General features: G+C 68.6%; 12 protein-coding genes. 6 read left to right on the top strand and 6 right to left on the bottom strand.

Annotated features, from left to right (window positions below):
• Positions 1-333 precede the first annotated feature (333 nt).
• The gene (locus H0523_RS06315) at positions 334-1,422 is read left to right on the top strand and encodes a cytochrome-c peroxidase (protein ID WP_231689759.1); all 1,089 of its coding nucleotides are present in this window, start codon (positions 334-336) and stop codon (positions 1,420-1,422) included.
• Positions 1,423-1,529: 107 nt separating this feature from the next.
• Here the strand turns inward: H0523_RS06315 and H0523_RS06310 are convergent, their stop codons facing one another.
• Genes H0523_RS06310 through H0523_RS06300 form a run of 3 tightly spaced genes read right to left on the bottom strand, consistent with a single transcriptional unit; the run spans position 1,530 to position 5,337 of the window.
• On the bottom strand, positions 1,530-1,835 hold the full coding sequence (locus H0523_RS06310; protein WP_054430021.1) for a chorismate mutase: 306 nt from the start codon (positions 1,833-1,835) through the stop codon (positions 1,530-1,532).
• Between the two features lie 5 nt (positions 1,836-1,840).
• On the bottom strand, positions 1,841-4,132 hold the full coding sequence (locus H0523_RS06305) for a UvrD-helicase domain-containing protein (RefSeq protein WP_054430023.1): 2,292 nt from the start codon (positions 4,130-4,132) through the stop codon (positions 1,841-1,843).
• Entirely contained in the window at positions 4,129-5,337 is a 1,209-nt protein-coding gene (locus H0523_RS06300; RefSeq protein WP_006395975.1) for a DesA family fatty acid desaturase, read from the bottom strand. The genes H0523_RS06305 and H0523_RS06300 overlap by 4 nt, the downstream gene beginning before the upstream one ends.
• 328 nt (positions 5,338-5,665) lie before the next feature.
• On the opposite strand from H0523_RS06300, the gene H0523_RS06295 reads away from it, so the two are divergent.
• Positions 5,666-6,061, top strand: coding sequence for a hypothetical protein (locus H0523_RS06295; protein WP_054430025.1), 396 nt, complete (start codon positions 5,666-5,668; stop codon positions 6,059-6,061).
• 22 nt (positions 6,062-6,083) lie between these two features.
• Here H0523_RS06295 and H0523_RS32390 read toward each other — a convergent pair whose 3' ends face one another.
• Together H0523_RS32390 and purN are read right to left on the bottom strand one after the other, a co-directional pair.
• Positions 6,084-7,505: an RsmB/NOP family class I SAM-dependent RNA methyltransferase gene (locus H0523_RS32390; RefSeq protein WP_054430337.1), complete on the bottom strand. Its 1,422-nt coding sequence runs from the start codon at positions 7,503-7,505 to the stop codon at positions 6,084-6,086.
• Positions 7,506-8,557: 1,052 nt separating this feature from the next.
• Positions 8,558-9,223: a phosphoribosylglycinamide formyltransferase gene (purN, locus tag H0523_RS06285; RefSeq protein ID WP_054430027.1), complete on the bottom strand. Its 666-nt coding sequence runs from the start codon at positions 9,221-9,223 to the stop codon at positions 8,558-8,560.
• Positions 9,224-9,286: 63 nt separating this feature from the next.
• Here purN and H0523_RS06280 point away from each other — a divergent pair, with 63 nt between their 5' ends.
• The 4 genes from H0523_RS06280 to coaBC all read left to right on the top strand — a co-directional run bounded on the left by H0523_RS06280 (position 9,287) and on the right by coaBC (position 14,982).
• Positions 9,287-10,252: a bifunctional riboflavin kinase/FAD synthetase gene (locus H0523_RS06280; protein ID WP_054430028.1), complete on the top strand. Its 966-nt coding sequence runs from the start codon at positions 9,287-9,289 to the stop codon at positions 10,250-10,252.
• Positions 10,242-13,103 carry an isoleucine--tRNA ligase gene (gene ileS / locus H0523_RS06275; RefSeq protein WP_054430030.1) on the top strand — a complete coding sequence of 954 codons (2,862 nt, stop codon included), beginning with the start codon at positions 10,242-10,244 and terminating at the stop codon, positions 13,101-13,103. Before H0523_RS06280 ends, ileS begins: the two co-directional genes overlap by 11 nt.
• Before the next feature lie 2 nt (positions 13,104-13,105).
• Positions 13,106-13,630 carry a signal peptidase II gene (gene lspA, locus H0523_RS06270; RefSeq protein WP_054430031.1) on the top strand — a complete coding sequence of 175 codons (525 nt, stop codon included), beginning with the start codon at positions 13,106-13,108 and terminating at the stop codon, positions 13,628-13,630.
• A gap of 155 nt (positions 13,631-13,785) precedes the next feature.
• On the top strand, positions 13,786-14,982 hold the full coding sequence (gene coaBC / locus H0523_RS06265) for a bifunctional phosphopantothenoylcysteine decarboxylase/phosphopantothenate--cysteine ligase CoaBC (RefSeq protein ID WP_054430033.1): 1,197 nt from the start codon (positions 13,786-13,788) through the stop codon (positions 14,980-14,982).
• Between the two features lie 93 nt (positions 14,983-15,075).
• Here the strand turns inward: coaBC and H0523_RS06260 are convergent, their stop codons facing one another.
• A complete protein-coding gene (locus H0523_RS06260) occupies positions 15,076-16,065 on the bottom strand; it encodes a Bug family tripartite tricarboxylate transporter substrate binding protein (RefSeq protein ID WP_054430035.1) in 990 nt (329 codons plus the stop codon).
• Position 16,066 lies beyond the last annotated feature (1 nt).

Here is a 16,066-nt window from a genome sequence, read left to right as displayed (position 1 = left end):
TCCATGCCCCTGCGTGGCAGCGCCAGGCCCCGGACGGGCGCCCTGGCCGTCCCTCTTGGCGCCTCCCGTCTTGGCGCCTCCTATCTTCGCGCCTCTTTCCTTTGCGCCTCCTTTCTTTGCGCCCCGCTTCTTTGCGCCGCCGATCCCGGTGCCGCCCCTTCTAGCGCCGTCCTGGCGCTGGCCGATACAGCCACCGCCGCCGGCCAGGCCGATCCCCCCGCCGTCGCCGATGCGCCCGCCTGCCACGCGCAGGCGGGCTGGGACCTCGCCTGTCTGCGTGCGCGCTATGCCGGCCCCGCCGCCGGATGGCCCGCACCCACGATCGACGCCGGCGTGCACTGGATCGAATGGGCAGCCGTCCCGCCGGCTTCCAGCCCGCCGCTGCAATGGACCGCCGCGAATGCCGGCCAAACGCAACTGGCCGCCGACGTGGCCAGGCCGGCGGTCGTGACGCTCGGACAGATGCTGTTCTTCGACACCCGCCTGTCGCGCAAGGGCCAGGTCTCCTGCGCCTCCTGTCACCAGCCGCAACGCGCCTTCACCGACGGCCTGCCGCTGGCGGTGGGAGAGGACAAGCTGATGGGGCGACGCCGCTCCACGCCGCTGTATGCCGCGCCCTTCGCGCCGCGCCTGTTCTGGGACGGCCGAGCGGCCAGCCTCAAGGAACAGGTGATAGGACCGCTGCACGACCCGCGGGAAATGAACCATGACGCTGTCGGGGCGGTGACTCGGTTGCGGGAGAACGACATGTATCCCGCGCGCTTCCTCGAGGCGTTCGGCGGCGCGCCGGCAGCGTCTTCTTCAACGGTTGCATCGGCTTCATCAGCGGCCGCCTCGACAGTATCGGCAACGGCAGCTACGACACCGGTGGCTCAGGCGCCAGCGGCATCGACACCGACATCCGCAGTCGACGCCGACCGCCTGGCGCGCGCGCTGGCCGCCTACGTGGCCTCGCTGCGGCCGGAGAAAACACGCTTCGACGATTTCCTGTCGGGCCGCGCCGATGCGCTGGACGACACCGAGCTGCTGGGCCTGCACCTGTTCCGCACCCAGGCGCGCTGCATGAATTGCCACAACGGCCCGCTGCTGAGCGACCACCAGTTCCACAACATCGGCCTGTCGTTCTACGGCCGCCGCAACCAGGACCTGGGGCGCTATGAGGCCACGCGCGACCCCGCCGACCTGGGTAAATTCCGCACGCCCAGCCTGCGCAACGTGGCGCAGGCCGGCCCGTGGATGCACAACGGCCTGTTTCCGGACCTGCGGGGGCTGCTGCGGATGTACAACGCCGGCATGGGCCGCGAAGCGCCGCCGGCCGATCCCCCGGACCCGTATGCGCCACGCAAGTCGGAGCACATCAAGCCGCTCGACCTGAGCCCGGCCGAGATCGACGCCCTGCTGGCGTTCCTCAAGACCTTGTAGCGCGCCGCGCCGGGCTGAAAAAAGAATGGCCGCGGCAATGCCGCGGCCATGGGCCTTTCGCTGCGCGGACGGCCGCGCCCTCGCGGACGGCGGTCGTCAGGCGCGCGTCACGAGTAGGGACGCTCGCGCAACCGGGTGTGATGATCGACCACCGTGTCGATCACTTCGCGCAGGATGGTTTCGGCCAAGGCCGGCGGCACGCCGGCCTCTTCGGCCAGGCGCCGGATGCGCTGGACCTGCTGGTCTTCGCGCACCGGATCCACCAAGTCCATGTCGTTGGCCTGCTTGAGTTCACCGATCATGTCCGTGCAGCGGAAGCGCACGCCGAGCAGCAGGATGATCTGCTGGTCGATCTCGTCGATTTCGGCGCGCAGCGATGCCAGTTCGGCTTTCGGGGAGTCTTGATTGGCCATGTCTTTCAACCTTGAACGATATCCAGCTTGGCGATGCCCAGCGCCAGCGTCTTGGCGCCGACATCGCGGAAATGGATTTCCGCCTGGGCATCCTGTCCCGCGCCGCTCAGGCTGACGATGGTGCCGTCGCCGAAACGCGCGTGGTGCACACCCTGTCCCACACGATACTGCTTGTCGCCCACCGTGACGCCGGAGGCCGTGCCGCGCGGTTGACGCGGCGCAATGGTGTTGGTCGGCTTGCGGCCAAACGCGTCGCCGCGGTTGCCGTTCCAGCCGCCGCCGGCGCTCAGGGCGGGCGCCAGGCCGGCCTTGGGCGACAGCCACTTCAGGTGCTGCTCGGGGATTTCGTCGAGGAAGCGCGACCGCATGGCGTAGCGCGTCTGGCCATGCAGCATGCGGCTTTGCGCCAGGCTGATGTACAGGCGCTGGCGCGCGCGGGTGATCGCCACGTACATGAGGCGGCGCTCTTCCTCCAGGCCGGACTGTTCCAGGATGCTGTTCTCGTGCGGGAACAGGCCTTCCTCGAGGCCGGTGATGAAGACGGCGTCGAACTCCAGGCCCTTGGCCGCGTGCACGGTCATGAGCTGCACGGCGTCCTGGCCCTGCTGCGCCTGGTTGTCGCCGGCTTCGAGCGCGGCATGCGACAGGAAGGCGGCCAGCGGCGTCAGGCCATCGGAAACCACCGGCGGCGCATCGACCACGCCGGGCATCAGCGTGCTGGAGGTGTCCTGGTCGGGCACCACGCCGGCGGGCATGCCGTCGTAGTTTTCCTCGGACGCGAACACCGCCGCGGCGGTGATCAGTTCGTTCAGGTTTTCGAGGCGCTCGGCGCCTTCGCGCTCGGCCTTGTAGTGCGCGTTCAGGCCGCTGGCCTCGAGCATGTGCTCGACCATTTCGGGCAGCGGCAGGTCGCGCGTTTCCTCGATCAGGCGATGGATCAGCTGGGCGAACTGGGCCAGGTTGGAGCCGCCCTTGCCCGCCACCAGCGCCACGGCCGCATACAGGCTGGAATCATGCGCGCGAGCCGCGTCGGCCAGCTGCTCCAGCGTGCGCGCGCCGATGCCGCGCGTCGGGAAGTTGACCACCCGCATCCACGAGGTGTCGTCGTGCGGATTGGACATCAGGCGCAGGTAGGCCAGCGCGTGCTTGATTTCCTGGCGCTCGAAGAAGCGCAGGCCGCCGTAGACCTTGTACGGAATGCCGGCCGAGAAGATGGCGTGCTCGATCACGCGCGACTGCGCGTTGCTGCGGTAGAGCACGGCGATCTCGCGGCGCAGGCTGCCTTCGTGGATCAGCGAGCGGATCTCGTCGACGATCCATTGCGCTTCCATGCCGTCCGAGGGCTGCTCGATGACGCGCACCGGCTCGCCCTCGCCCTGGTCGGTCCAGAGGTTCTTGCCCAGGCGGCCGCTGTTGTGGCCGATGAGCGCATTGGCGGAATCCAGGATGTGGCCGTACGAGCGGTAGTTCTGCTCCAGGCGGATGACGGTGCCGTGCGCGTAGTCGCGCTCGAAGTCGGACATGTTGCCGACGTTGGCGCCGCGGAACGCGTAGATGGACTGGTCGTCATCGCCCACGGCGAAGATCGCCGCGCCGCCGCCGGCCAGCAGCCGCAGCCACTTGTACTGCAGCGTGTTGGTGTCCTGGAACTCGTCGACCAGGATGTGGCGGAAGCGGCGCTGGTAGTGCTCGCGCACCGGCGCGTTGCGCGACAGCAGTTCGTAGGCGCGCAGCAGCAGCTCGGCGAAGTCGACCACGCCTTCGCGTTGGCACTGGGCTTCGTAGAGCTGGTAGATCTCGATCAGGCGGCGGCGGTGCGCGTCATAGGCTTCGACGTCGGCGGGGCGCAGGCCCTCTTCCTTGGCGCCGTTGATGAAGCGTTGCACGTCGCGCGGCGGATACTTCTCGTCGTCGACGCCGTTGGCCTTCATCAGCCGCTTGATGGCGGCGAGCTGGTCGGTGACGTCGAGGATCTGGAAGGTCTGCGGCAGGCCGGCGTCGCGATGGTGCGCGCGCAGCATGCGGTTGCACAGGCCGTGGAAGGTGCCGATCCAGAGGCCGCGCGTATCGATCGGCAGGATGGCCGACATGCGCGCCAGCATCTCGCGGGCGGCCTTGTTGGTGAACGTGACGGCCAGCAGCCCAAAAGGCGAGGCCTGGCCGGTTTGAATCAGCCAGGCCATGCGGGTGGTGAGCACCCGGGTCTTGCCGCTGCCCGCCCCGGCCAGGACCAGGGCGTGCTGCGGTTCTAACGTTACTGCGGCGCGTTGTTCAGGATTGAGCTTCTCTAGCATCATGCCGCGTAGCGGCGCAGACGTTGAGCGAATTGCTCGAGCCCGGCGATGCCGCTTTGCTGGGCGCGCTGGCACCAGGCCTGCAGGTCATGGAGGAGCTGTTCGCTGCTGGCGCTGGAGCTTTCCCAGATACGGCCGAGTTCGCGGCGCATCTGCACCAGCGTCGACAGCGACTGGTTCTGGGCGATGGCCTTGTCCACGGCTTCGAGCTGTTCCGGCTGGAGGATGTCCTCGTTGCGGTGGATGGCGCGGCGCACCTTGTGCAGCTTGTTCCAGCCGCAATCGGCGTTGCCGTCCTGGCGCGAGGCCTTCAGCTTGGCGAGTTCTTCGCGGGCGGCGCTCTTGATCACGTCCGCGTAGCGGGCCATGACTTCGTAGCGGTGCGTGATCACGCCCTGCAGCGTGCGCAGGTCGATGCCGGTCTTGGAATCATCCAGCTTGAGCTTGGGCGCGACCTTCTTGATCTTGGCCAGGCCCAGGAACTTCAGGATGTTGATGTAGCACCAGCCGATGTCGAATTCGTACCACTTGGCCGAGAACTTGGCCGACGTGCCGTGGGCGTGATGGTTGTTGTGCAGCTCTTCGCCGCCGATCACGATGCCCCAGGGGAACACGTTGGTGCTGGTGTCCGGGCTGTTGTAGTTGCGGTAACCCCAGTAGTGGCCGATGCCGTTGACGACGCCGGCCGCCCAGAAGGGAATCCAGGCCATCTGCACCGCCCACACCGTGACGCCGATCGCGCCGAACAGGGCGATGTCGATGGCGAGCATGGTCAGCACGCCCCACAGGCTGTGCTTGCTGTAGACGTTGCGTTCGAGCCAGTCGTCAGGCGTGCCGTGGCCGAACTTGGCCATGGTTTCCTTGTTGTTGGATTCTTCGCGGTAGAGCTCGGCGCCGCGGAACAACACCTTCCAGATGCCGAACAGGATGGGCGAATGGGGATCGCCTTCCTTTTCGCACTTGGCGTGGTGCTTGCGGTGGATGGCAACCCATTCCTTGGTGACCATGCCGGTCGTCATCCAGAGCCAGAACCGGAAGAAGTGCATCACGGCCGGATGCAGATCCAGGCCCCGGTGCGCCTGGCTGCGGTGCAGGAAGACGGTAACGGACACGATCGTGATGTGCGTCACGACCAGGGTGAAAACGACGACCTGCCACCAAGTCGCTTGGGTCAGACCGCCGGCAATGAAGGAGAGGATGTAATCCATAAAGCTGTAATGAGCCTCGCTTGAAGAGTGCCTGAAGTTTAGCTTACCTTTGCCGCGTTATGACAATGGAGTTTCAAAATAGTTTTTGAGGGAAATCAAGGACTAAGCCCTACTTTTGACCACACTGCGGCAGGCGCGCGACCGAGTCGGCGACCCTTGGCGACGATGACGGCGTGTCCCGGGCCGGGAAGCGCCCACGTCGGGCACTTCGTTTTGGCTACATTCCGTGATTAAAGTTCCTGTCAGGCTGGGGCGCTGTCTTGCGGGCGCCACGCGTCTGGCGCACACTTCGGTCCGCCATCACCGTCACCGCCGTTCCCCTCCCGCGATGTTCCTCGAAAAAATCCGTCCCCATTTTGTCGCCCTTCTGACCATCACCGGCCTGGCCGCCATGGCGCCCGCCAGCGCCCAGTCGCTGAAAACCGGGGACGTAGCTGTGCTGGCGTCCTATTACGAGATCCGCGGCTCGGATTGCCTGGCGCTGCGCGCGCCACGCGTCACCATCACGCTGCAGCCGCGCCTGGGCGTCGCCAGCATCGTCCAGACGCGGGGCCAGTCCGGCGACTCGGGCCGTTGCGCATATAAGACAGTGCCGATCGCGCAACTGGTCTACCAGGCCAACCAACCCGGGTCGGATTCGCTGGCCTGGGAGGTGAAGTACCAGAACAAGACCATCGGAACCCGCCGCTACAGCGCCACGCTGGGCATCACGCCGGCTCCCTGAGCCGGCGCGAGGACCGGCCCGCTCAGGCGGCGGGCTTGTCCTGAGCAGCCTCGGCCGGGGCATCGGCCGTCACCGGCTCCCCCGCTTCCTGCGCCGCGGGCGTCTCGGCGTCCGCTTGCGCCAGCGCGGCGACTTCCTCCGGCGCTTCGGCGCCCGCTTCCGTCAGCTCGGCCGCTGCCGCCGGCGCTTCGGCCTGGGCTTCGCCTTCCGCGGCGGCCTCGCCCTTCTTGCGGCGCTCGAAGACGGCCGCGAAGAACCCGTCGGTGCCATGCACGTCGGGACGCAGCTGGACGTAGGGTCCTTCCAGCTTCAGGTTGTCGCAGCGGGCCGCCAGGATCTCGGCCGCATCCACGCGCTCGAAATCCGGGTGGCTGGCCAGGAAGCGATCGGCCTGCACCTCGTTTTCCTCGGCCAGCAGGCTGCAGGTGGCGTACACCAGCCGGCCGCCGGGCGCCACGCAGCGCGCGGCGCTGTTGAGGATGCGTTCCTGCAGCTGGCCCAGTTCGGCCAGCGACTCGGGGTGCTGGCGCCACTTCAGGTCGGGGTTGCGGCGCAAGGTGCCGATGCCGCTGCAAGGCGCGTCGACCAGCACGCGCTGGGCCTTGCCGGCCAGGCGCTTGACGCGGGCGTCGTTCTCGCTGTCGATCGCCACCGGCACCACGTTCGACAGGCCGCTGCGGGCAAAGCGCGGCTTGGCGCGCGCCAGGCGGGCGGCCGAGACGTCGAAGGCATAGAGGCGGCCGGTCGAACGCATCAGCGCGCCCAGCAGCAGGGTCTTGCCGCCGGCGCCGGCGCAGAAATCGATGATCATTTCGCCGCGGCGCGGGGCCACCAGCAGGGCCAGCAACTGGCTGCCCTCGTCCTGCACCTCGATGCTGCCGTTCTCGAACTGCGGCCAGCGGTTGATGGCCGGACGGCCTTCCATGCGGATGCCCCAGGGCGAGTACGGCATGGCCACGGGTTCGTAGCGGCCGGCGCTCTGTTGCAGTTCGGTCAGCATGGCGTCGCGCTCGACCTTGAGCGGATTGACGCGCAGGTCCAGGCTGGCCTGGCGGTTGAGCGCCTCGATCAGGGTTTCGGGGCTCTCCATGGCGCCCAGGCGCTCATCGAGCCAGTCGGGGATGCTGCCGCGCACGGCGCGGGGCAGCGTCGCCAGGTCGATCTGGAGCACGCGTTGCAGCCATTCGGCTTCGGCCGCGTCCAGGCCTTCCTGCAGCGCTTCCGCGCCCAGGGTGGCGGCCAGGCCGAGGATGGCCAGGCGGCGCGAAGCCGGGCCGACGCCGCTTTCGCCGAACTGGCGGTAGCGGCGCAGGTGGCGCAGCACGTCGTAGACGGCTTCGGCAACCTCGGAACGGTCGCGCGCGCCCAGGCCGGGGTGGCCGCGCAGCCAGTGCGACAGGGCGGCGTCGGCCGGGTAGGTCCATTGCAGGATCTCGCCCAGCACGCGCTGCACCTGGTCGATGCGGCTGGCGGCGTAGGACAGGCGCGGACGGTTGAATTGCGGTTTTTGCGGCGCGGCGTCGCGCTGGCCGTGGCCTTCGCGACGGTCGGAACCGTAGGCGCCGCGCTCACCATCGCGGCCTTCGCCGCGCGGAGCGCCGTGGGACGGACGCGAGTCCGGGCGGCCGTAGCCTTCACGGCGGTCCGAACCGAAGGAGCCACGCTCGCCGCCACGGCCTTCGCCGCGCTGGGAGCCGTAGGACGGGCGCGAATCCGGACGGCCGTAGCCTTCACGGCGGTCCGAACCGAAGGAGCCGCGTTCACCGCCACGGCCTTCGCCGCGTTGGGAGTCGTAGGACGGGCGCGAATCCGGGCGGCCGTAGCCTTCACGGCGGTCCGAACCGAAGGAGCCGCGTTCACCGCCACGGCCTTCGCCGCGTTGGGAGCCGGAGGACGGACGCGAATCCGGGCGGCCGTAACCTTCACGGCGGTCCGAATTGAAGGAACCGCGTTCACCGCCACGGCCTTCGCCGCGCTGGGAGCCGTAGGACTGACGCGAATCCGGGCGGCCCTGGCCTTCGCGGCGGTCCGAATTGAAGGAACCGCGTTCGCCGCCCCGGCCCTGGCCTTCACGACGCTCCGAACCATACGAGCCACGCTCGCCACGGCCCTCGCCGCGGCCGCCCTCGTAGGCGGGACGAGGCGTCGGGCGCCCCGAGCCTTCGCGACGGTCGCCGAAGGAAGCGCGTTCGCCGCGGCCTTCGCCGCGCGGCGCGTCATAGGACGGGCGCGGGGTCGGACGGCTGTCGCGGCGTTCGTCCGGACGGCCTTCGCGGTCACCGGCGGCGCGCTCGGCACGGGGCGCGCGTTCCTGCGCGCCGCGGGCCTCGCCCTTGGGGCGCGAGAAGAAGGACCGGCCGTCGCGGCCTTCGGCAGCCGGACGGGAACGCGGAGATTGGGGTTTGCTCATGGTGTATTCCAGTGGGGCGGCCAGGCGCCGCCCGATAAAAGCGATTCAGGGACCGTCAGGCGGCCCGCGGTGCGCAACGGCGGCGCTCAAGCCGCCGCGGACCAGGTGAACAGGCGGTCAGGATCGCCCTGCACGTCCACCCGGTGGTCATTCGTCAGGGTAACCCGGCCTTCGGCCAGCCAGCGCACGGCGGTCGGAAAAGCCTGGTGTTCGACTTCCAGCACGCGCTCGGCCAGCATTTCGGGCGTGTCGCCGGCCAGGACCGGCACGCAGCCCTGGGCGATGATGGGACCGTGGTCCAGCACCGGCGTCACGAAATGCACGGTGCAACCATGCACCCGCACGCCGGTGGCCAGCGCCTGGGCGTGCGTGTGCAGGCCGGGGAACGCCGGCAGCAGCGACGGGTGGATGTTGACCAGGCGGCCGCTGTAGCGGTTGACGAAGCCGGGGGTCAGCACCCGCATGAAGCCGGCCAGGATGACGTAATCCGGCGCGTGCAGGTCGATTTCAGCGGCCAGCGCGGCGTCGAAGGCTTCGCGGCTGGCATAGTCCTTGTGGTACAGCGCCGCGGTGGCGATGCCCTGGGCGGCGGCCCATTCCAGGCCGGCGGCGTCCGGGCGGCTGGCGATCACGGCGGCGATGCTGGCCGGCCAGCCCTGTTGGCGACAGGCCTCGACCAGGGCCTGCATGTTGCTGCCGCGTCCCGAGATCAGGATGACGATGCGGCGCGTTGTAGTAGAGGTTTCCGGCAAGATGAGCGATCCAAATTGGGGATGACGAACAATCCCGTAATCCAAAATTGTAAACTCTCGCTCGTGAAACCACCGCTGCGCATCTACCGATCCCTTCCGCCGCCCGCCCAGCGCGCTCCCAGCGCGCTGACCATCGGCAATTTCGACGGCGTCCACCGCGGACACCAGGCCATGCTGGCGCGGGTCTGCCAGGTCGCGCGCGACCGGGGCCTGACCCCGGCCGTGATGACCTTCGAGCCGCACCCGCGCGAGTACTTCGCCACGCTGAACCAGCGCCCCGAGCTGGCGCCGACCCGCATTTCCGGGCTGCGCGACAAGCTGGCGGCGCTGGCGCGCTACGGCGTGTCCCAGGTGGTGGTCGAGCGCTTCAACGCCCGCCTGGCCGAAATGTCGGCCAACGCCTTCATCGAGAACCTGCTGGTTCACGGCCTGGACACCAAATGGCTGCTGGTGGGCGAGGACTTCCGCTTCGGCCACAAGCGCAGCGGCGACATCGACCTGCTGCGCGAAGCCGGCCTGCGCCACGGCTTCGAGGTGCAGACCCTGGCCGACGTCACCGACCGCCACGGCCACCGCATTTCCAGTTCCGAGGTGCGCACCGCCCTGGCGGTGGGCGACCTGGACCGGGCCCGCCACCTGCTGGGCCACCCCTTCCATATCAGCGGCCACGTGATCCACGGCCAGAAGCTGGGCCGCACCCTGGGCTTTCCGACCATGAACCTGCGGGTGGCCGAGCGCTGCGCGGCCCGTTCCGGCATCTACGTGGTGCAGGTCTATGGCCTGGCCGAGCGCGCCCTGCCGGCGGTGGCCAGCCTGGGCGTGCGCCCGACGGTCGAGGACCGCGGACGCGTGCTGCTGGAAGCACACCTGCTCGACGAGACCGTCAACGCATACGGTAAACTCGTGCGTATCGAATTCCTGCAAAAGCTGCGGGACGAAGAAAAATTTCCTGACCTCCCTTCCCTGACTGCCGCCATCGCCGAAGACGCGCGAAACGCGCGCGCCTATTTTGCCGTTCATGGACTATAAAAAGACCCTCAACCTGCCCGATACCCCCTTCCCCATGCGGGGCGACCTCGCCAAGCGCGAGCCCGCCTGGATTGCGCAGTGGGAGGAAAACCACGTCTACCAGGCGATCCGCGCCGCCAGCCGCAGCCGTCCGCGCTTCGTGCTGCACGACGGTCCGCCCTACGCCAACGGTGACATCCACATCGGCCACGCGGTCAACAAGATCCTGAAGGACATCATCGTCAAGAGCCGCAACATGGCCGGCTATGACGCGCACTACGTGCCGGGCTGGGATTGCCACGGCATGCCGATCGAGATCCAGATCGAGAAGAAATACGGCAAGCACCTGCCCGTGGCCGAAGTGCAGTCCAAGGCACGCGCCTACGCGCTCGAGCAGATCGACCGCCAGCGCAAGGACTTCAAGCGCCTGGGCGTGCTGGGCGAGTGGGATCGTCCCTACATGACGATGAACTTCAGCAATGAAGCCGACGAGATCCGCGTGCTGGGCCGCATCCTGGACAAGGGTTACGTGTTCCGCGGCCTCAAGCCCGTGAACTGGTGTTTCGACTGTGGTTCGGCGCTGGCCGAGGCCGAGGTCGAGTACGCCGACCGCGTCGACCCGGCGGTGGACGTGGCCTTCCCGTTCGCCGAGCACGACAAGCTGGCCAAGGCCTTCGGCCTGGACAAGGTCGACGACGGCGCCATCGTCATCTGGACCACCACGCCCTGGACCATCCCGTCCAACCAGGCGCTGAACCTGCACCCCGAAATCGAATACGCGCTGGTGCGCGTGTCGCCCGCGCCCAAGTTCGGCCCGCTGCTGCTGATCGCGCGCGACCGCGTCGAGGCCTGCCTGAAGGCCTGGAACCTGGAAGGCGAAGTCATCGCCACCGCGCCGGGCGCGGCGCTGTCGGGTATCGAGTTCCGCCATCCGCTGGCGCAGTTCGAAGCCGCCTACGACCGCAAGGCCCCCGTCTACCTGGGCGACTACGTCACGGCCGACTCGGGCACCGGCGTAGTGCACTCGGCCCCCGCCTACGGTATCGAAGACTTCATCTCGTGCAAAGAGCACGGCATGAAGGACACCGACTTCATCAGCCCGGTCATGGGCGACGGCAAGTACGTCGACAGCCTGGCGCTGTTCGGCGGCCTGTCGATCTGGGACGCCAACCCCAAGATCGTCGAGGCCCTGAAGGAAGCCGGCGCGCTGATGCACGTCGAAAAGCACAAGCACAGCTACATGCACTGCTGGCGCCACAAGACGCCGATCATCTACCGCGCCACCAGCCAGTGGTTCGCCGGCATGGACGTGCAGCCCAAGGACGGCGGCCCGACCCTGCGCGAATCGGCGCTGGCCGGCATCGACGCCACGGCCTTCTACCCGGCCTGGGGCCGCGCCCGCCTGCACGCGATGATCGCCAACCGTCCGGACTGGACCCTGTCGCGCCAGCGCCAGTGGGGCACGCCGATGGCCTTCTTCGTGCACAAGGAAACCGGCGCGCTGCACCCGCGCACGGCCGAGCTGCTGGAACAGGTCGCGCAACGCGTCGAGCAAGGCGGCATCGAGGCCTGGCAGACGCTGGACCCGCGCGAGCTGCTGGGCGACGAAGCCGACCAATACGAAAAGAACCGCGACACGCTGGACGTGTGGTTCGACTCGGGCAGCACCCACGCCACCGTGCTGGGCGGCAAGGACGGCGATTTCGCCGGCTCGCACGGCGCCGAACTGGGCTGGCCCGCCGACCTCTACCTGGAAGGCTCCGACCAGCACCGCGGCTGGTTCCATTCGTCGCTGCTGACCGGCTGCATGCTGTACGGCCAGCCGCCCTACAAGGCCCTGCTGACGCACGGCTTCGTGGTGGACGGCCAGGGCCGCAAGATGAGCAAGTCGGTCGGCAACGTGATCGCGCCGCAGAAGGTGTCCGATTCGCTGGGCGCCGAAATCCTGCGCCTGTGGGTCGCCTCCACCGACTACTCGGGCGAGCTGTCGATCTCCGACGAGATCCTCAAGCGCGTGGTCGAAGGCTACCGCCGCATCCGCAACACGCTGCGCTTCCTGCTGGCCAACCTGGCCGACTTCGACGCCGTGTCGCAGTCCGTGCCCTACGGCGAGCTGTTCGAGATCGACCGCTATGCGCTGGCCATGACGGCGCAGATGCAGGCCGAGGTGCAGGGCCACTACGAACGCTACGACTTCCATCCGGCGGTCTCGCGCCTGCAGACGTTCTGCTCGGAAGACCTGGGCGCGTTCTACCTCGACATCCTGAAGGACCGCCTGTACACCTCGAAGGTCGACAGCGTGGCCCGCCGCTCGGCCCAGACCGCGCTGCTGGACATCACCCAGACGCTGCTCAAGCTGATGGCGCCGATCCTGTCGTTCACGGCCGAAGAGGCCTGGAAGGAACTGGTGGGCTCGGCCCTGAAGCACCAGGCCGACGCCGCCCGCGTCACCATCTTCACCGAGGTCTACCACGCGCTGCCGCCGTTCGCGGACGCCGAGGCCCTGTCGGCCAAGTGGACGCGCCTGCGCGCCATCCGCGCCGAGGTCCAGCGCAAGCTGGAGGAAGTGCGCACGGCCGGCGACATCGGTTCGTCGCTGCAGGCCGAGGTCGACCTGTACGCCAGCGGCGAAGACCAGCAGCTGCTGGCCAGCCTGGGCGACGACCTGCGCTTCGTGCTGATCGTCTCGCGCGCCACCGTGCACGCCGGCGAAGGCGAGACCCGCATCGAGGTGACACCGTCCAAGCACAAGAAGTGCGAGCGCTGCTGGCACTGGCGCCTGGACGTGGGCCAGGATCCGGATCACCCCGAGATCTGCGGCCGCTGCGTGTCCAACCTGTTCGGCTCGGGCGAAGCCCGCGACAAGGCCTGAGCATGGCGGGCCCCCACGGCAACGCCGCCGCGGCGCCCGCCAGCGCCCCGCCCGCACGGGTGGGACGCTGGCTGGCGCTGGCCCTCGCCATCATCGTCCTGGACCAGCTGACCAAGGTGTACTTCAACACCTCGTACCAGTACGGCGAACGCCTGAACCTGCTGCCGTTCTTCGACTTCACGCTGCTGTACAACCGCGGCGCGGCATTCAGCTTCCTGGCGTCCGAGGAAGGCTGGCAGCGCTGGCTGTTCACCGGCCTGGGCATCGTCGCCGCCGTGGTCATCACCGTGATCCTGCGCCGCACCCGCGGCCAGCCGCGCTTCTGCCTGGCGCTGACCCTGATCCTGGGCGGCGCCATCGGCAACGTGATCGACCGGGTGGTGTATGGCCACGTGGTGGACTTCCTGCTGTTCTACTGGCGCGACTGGTATTTCCCGGCCTTCAACCTGGCGGACGTCGGCATCAGCTGCGGCGCCGTGCTGCTGGTGCTGGACGAGCTGCTGCGGGCCCGCAAGCCGCGCGCCTGACGCCCTCCCCGCCCCCTTCGAAACCCGGCCCTCGGCCGGGTTTTTGTCTATTTGAGCCCCCCTGCATGCATGGCGAACGGCGCGATGCGGCAATGCGGAATAAAATCACTGTCCGTTCCCTGATTTGACGGCATTCAAACCGCCGTCCGACACCCATGCTCGACCTCGCCCGCAAACGCATCGTCCTCGGCCTGACCGGCGGCATCGCCTGCTACAAAATCGCCGAGCTGGTGCGGCGCATGACCGAACAAGGCGCCGTCGTCGACGTGGTGATGACCGAAGCGGCCACGCACTTCATCACGCCGGTGACGATGCAGGCCCTGTCCGGCCGCCCGGTGTTCGTCGATGCCTGGGACCCGCGGGTGCCCAACAACATGGCGCACATCGACCTGACGCGCGGCGCCGACGCCGTGCTGATCGCGCCGGCCAGCACCGACTTCATGGCCAAGCTGGCCCACGGCATGGCCGACGACCTGCTGTCGACGCTGTGCGTGGCGCGCGCCTGCCCGCTGCTGGTGGCGCCCGCCATGAACCGCGAGATGTGGGCCAACCCGGCCACCCAGCGCAACGTGGCGCAACTGCGCGCCGACGGCATCAGCATCCTGGGCCCGTCAGCCGGCGAACAGGCCTGTGGCGAGACCGGCGACGGGCGCATGCTCGAAGCCCATGAAATCCTGACCGACCTGATCGCCTTCTTCCAGCCCAAGCTGCTGGCCGGCCGCCACGTGCTGCTGACCGCCGGCCCCACGTCCGAGCCGGTCGACCCGGTGCGCGTGCTGAGCAACCGCTCGTCGGGCAAGACCGGCTACGCCCTGGCGCGGGCCGCGCGCGAGGCCGGCGCCCGCGTCACGCTGATCACCGGCGCCACCGCCCTGCCCGTGCCGCGCGGCGTCACCGCCCTGTCGGTGATGACGGCGCGGCAGATGCACGACGCGGTGATGGCCAGCGCCGCCGATGCCGACATCTTCATCGCCGTGGCGGCCGTGGCCGACTGGCGCGTCAAGAACGTCAGCAACCAGAAGCTGAAGAAGACCAGCGAAGGCGGCGGCGCGCCGCAGATGGAATTCGAACCCAACCCCGACATCCTGGCCGAAGTGGCCAAGCTGCCGGACGGCCCGTGGTGCGTGGGCTTTGCCGCCGAGACCGAGAAGCTGGCCGAGCACGCCGAGGCCAAGCGCCAGCGCAAGGGCATCCCGCTCCTGGTGGGCAACCTGGCGCACAAGGTGATGGACGCCGACACCACCGAACTGGTGCTGTTCGACGCGCAGGGCGCGCACCCGCTGCCGGCCGCCGACAAGCTCGATGCCGCGCGCCGCCTGATCGCCGAGATCGCGGCCCGGCTGCCGACCTGACACGCCCGCGTTCGTCCGGGCCAAAAAAAACGCCAGACGCGAGTCTGGCGTTTTTGTTTGCGGCGCCCGCCAAGGCCGGCGCGCGCGGTGGCCTTATTGTTCCAGGCTGATGTTGGCGGCGCGCACGATGTCGGCCCATTGCTTGCGGTCGTTCTCCAGGAACTGGCCGAACTTCTCGGGCGTCATGCCGCTGACCGGTTCCGAACCCAGGCCGGCCATCTTCTCGATCACCGACGGCTGCTTGAGCACGTCCTGCAGCGCCGCGTAGTAGGCGGCCAGCACGTCCGCCGGCAGGCCGGCCGGGGCGAACACGCCCTGCCAGGTCGGCATGTCGAAGCCCTTCAGGCCCTGCTCGTCGAGCGTGGGCACGTTGGGCAATTGCGGCGAGCGCTTGAGCGAGGCCACGCCAATGGCCTTGACCTTGCCCTGCAGCGCCAGCGGCGCGGCAGTGGAGATGTTGTCCATCGTCATCGCGATGTGGCCGCCCAGCAGGTCGGTGATGACCGGGGCCGCGCCACGGTAGGCCGCGTGCGGCACCTTCACGCCCAGCTTATACAGCATGGTCTCGGCGATCAGGTGGTTGGAAATGCCCACACCGGCGGTGCCGTAGGTGGCGGTCGGCGTCTTCTGGAAGTAGTCCTTCAGCTCGGCCAGGTTGTTGGCCGGCACGTCCTTGTTGACGATGACCACGTTGGGCTGCACCGCGGCCAGCGTGATGGGCGTGAAGTCGGTCGGCTTGTAGCTGGTGCCCTTGGCGTTGAGCACGTGGGTGATGGCCATGGAGCCGGCCGCGGCGATGCCGATGGTGTAGCCATCGGGCTGCGATTGCGACAGGCGGTACGCCATGATGTTGCCGCCCGCGCCCGCCAGGTTCTCGACCACGACCGTCTGGCCCAGGCGCTGCGACAGCGGCTCGGCCAGCAGGCGCGCCAGCGTGTCGGCGGAGCCGCCGGGCGCGAAACCGACCAGCAGGCGCACCGGCTTGGTCGGCTTCCAGGCATCCGCGGCCATGGCCGGCGCGGCCGCCAGGGTGCTGACGACGAACAGTGCGCCCGCGGCGCGTTGCAAACTACGGCTGAACATG

Source organism: Achromobacter insuavis, assembly GCF_902859645.1.
GTDB lineage: Bacteria > Pseudomonadota > Gammaproteobacteria > Burkholderiales > Burkholderiaceae_B > Achromobacter > Achromobacter insuavis.
The sequence above is the reverse complement of the archived record's forward strand: the minus strand, read 5'-3'. Positions and strand labels throughout refer to the sequence as shown.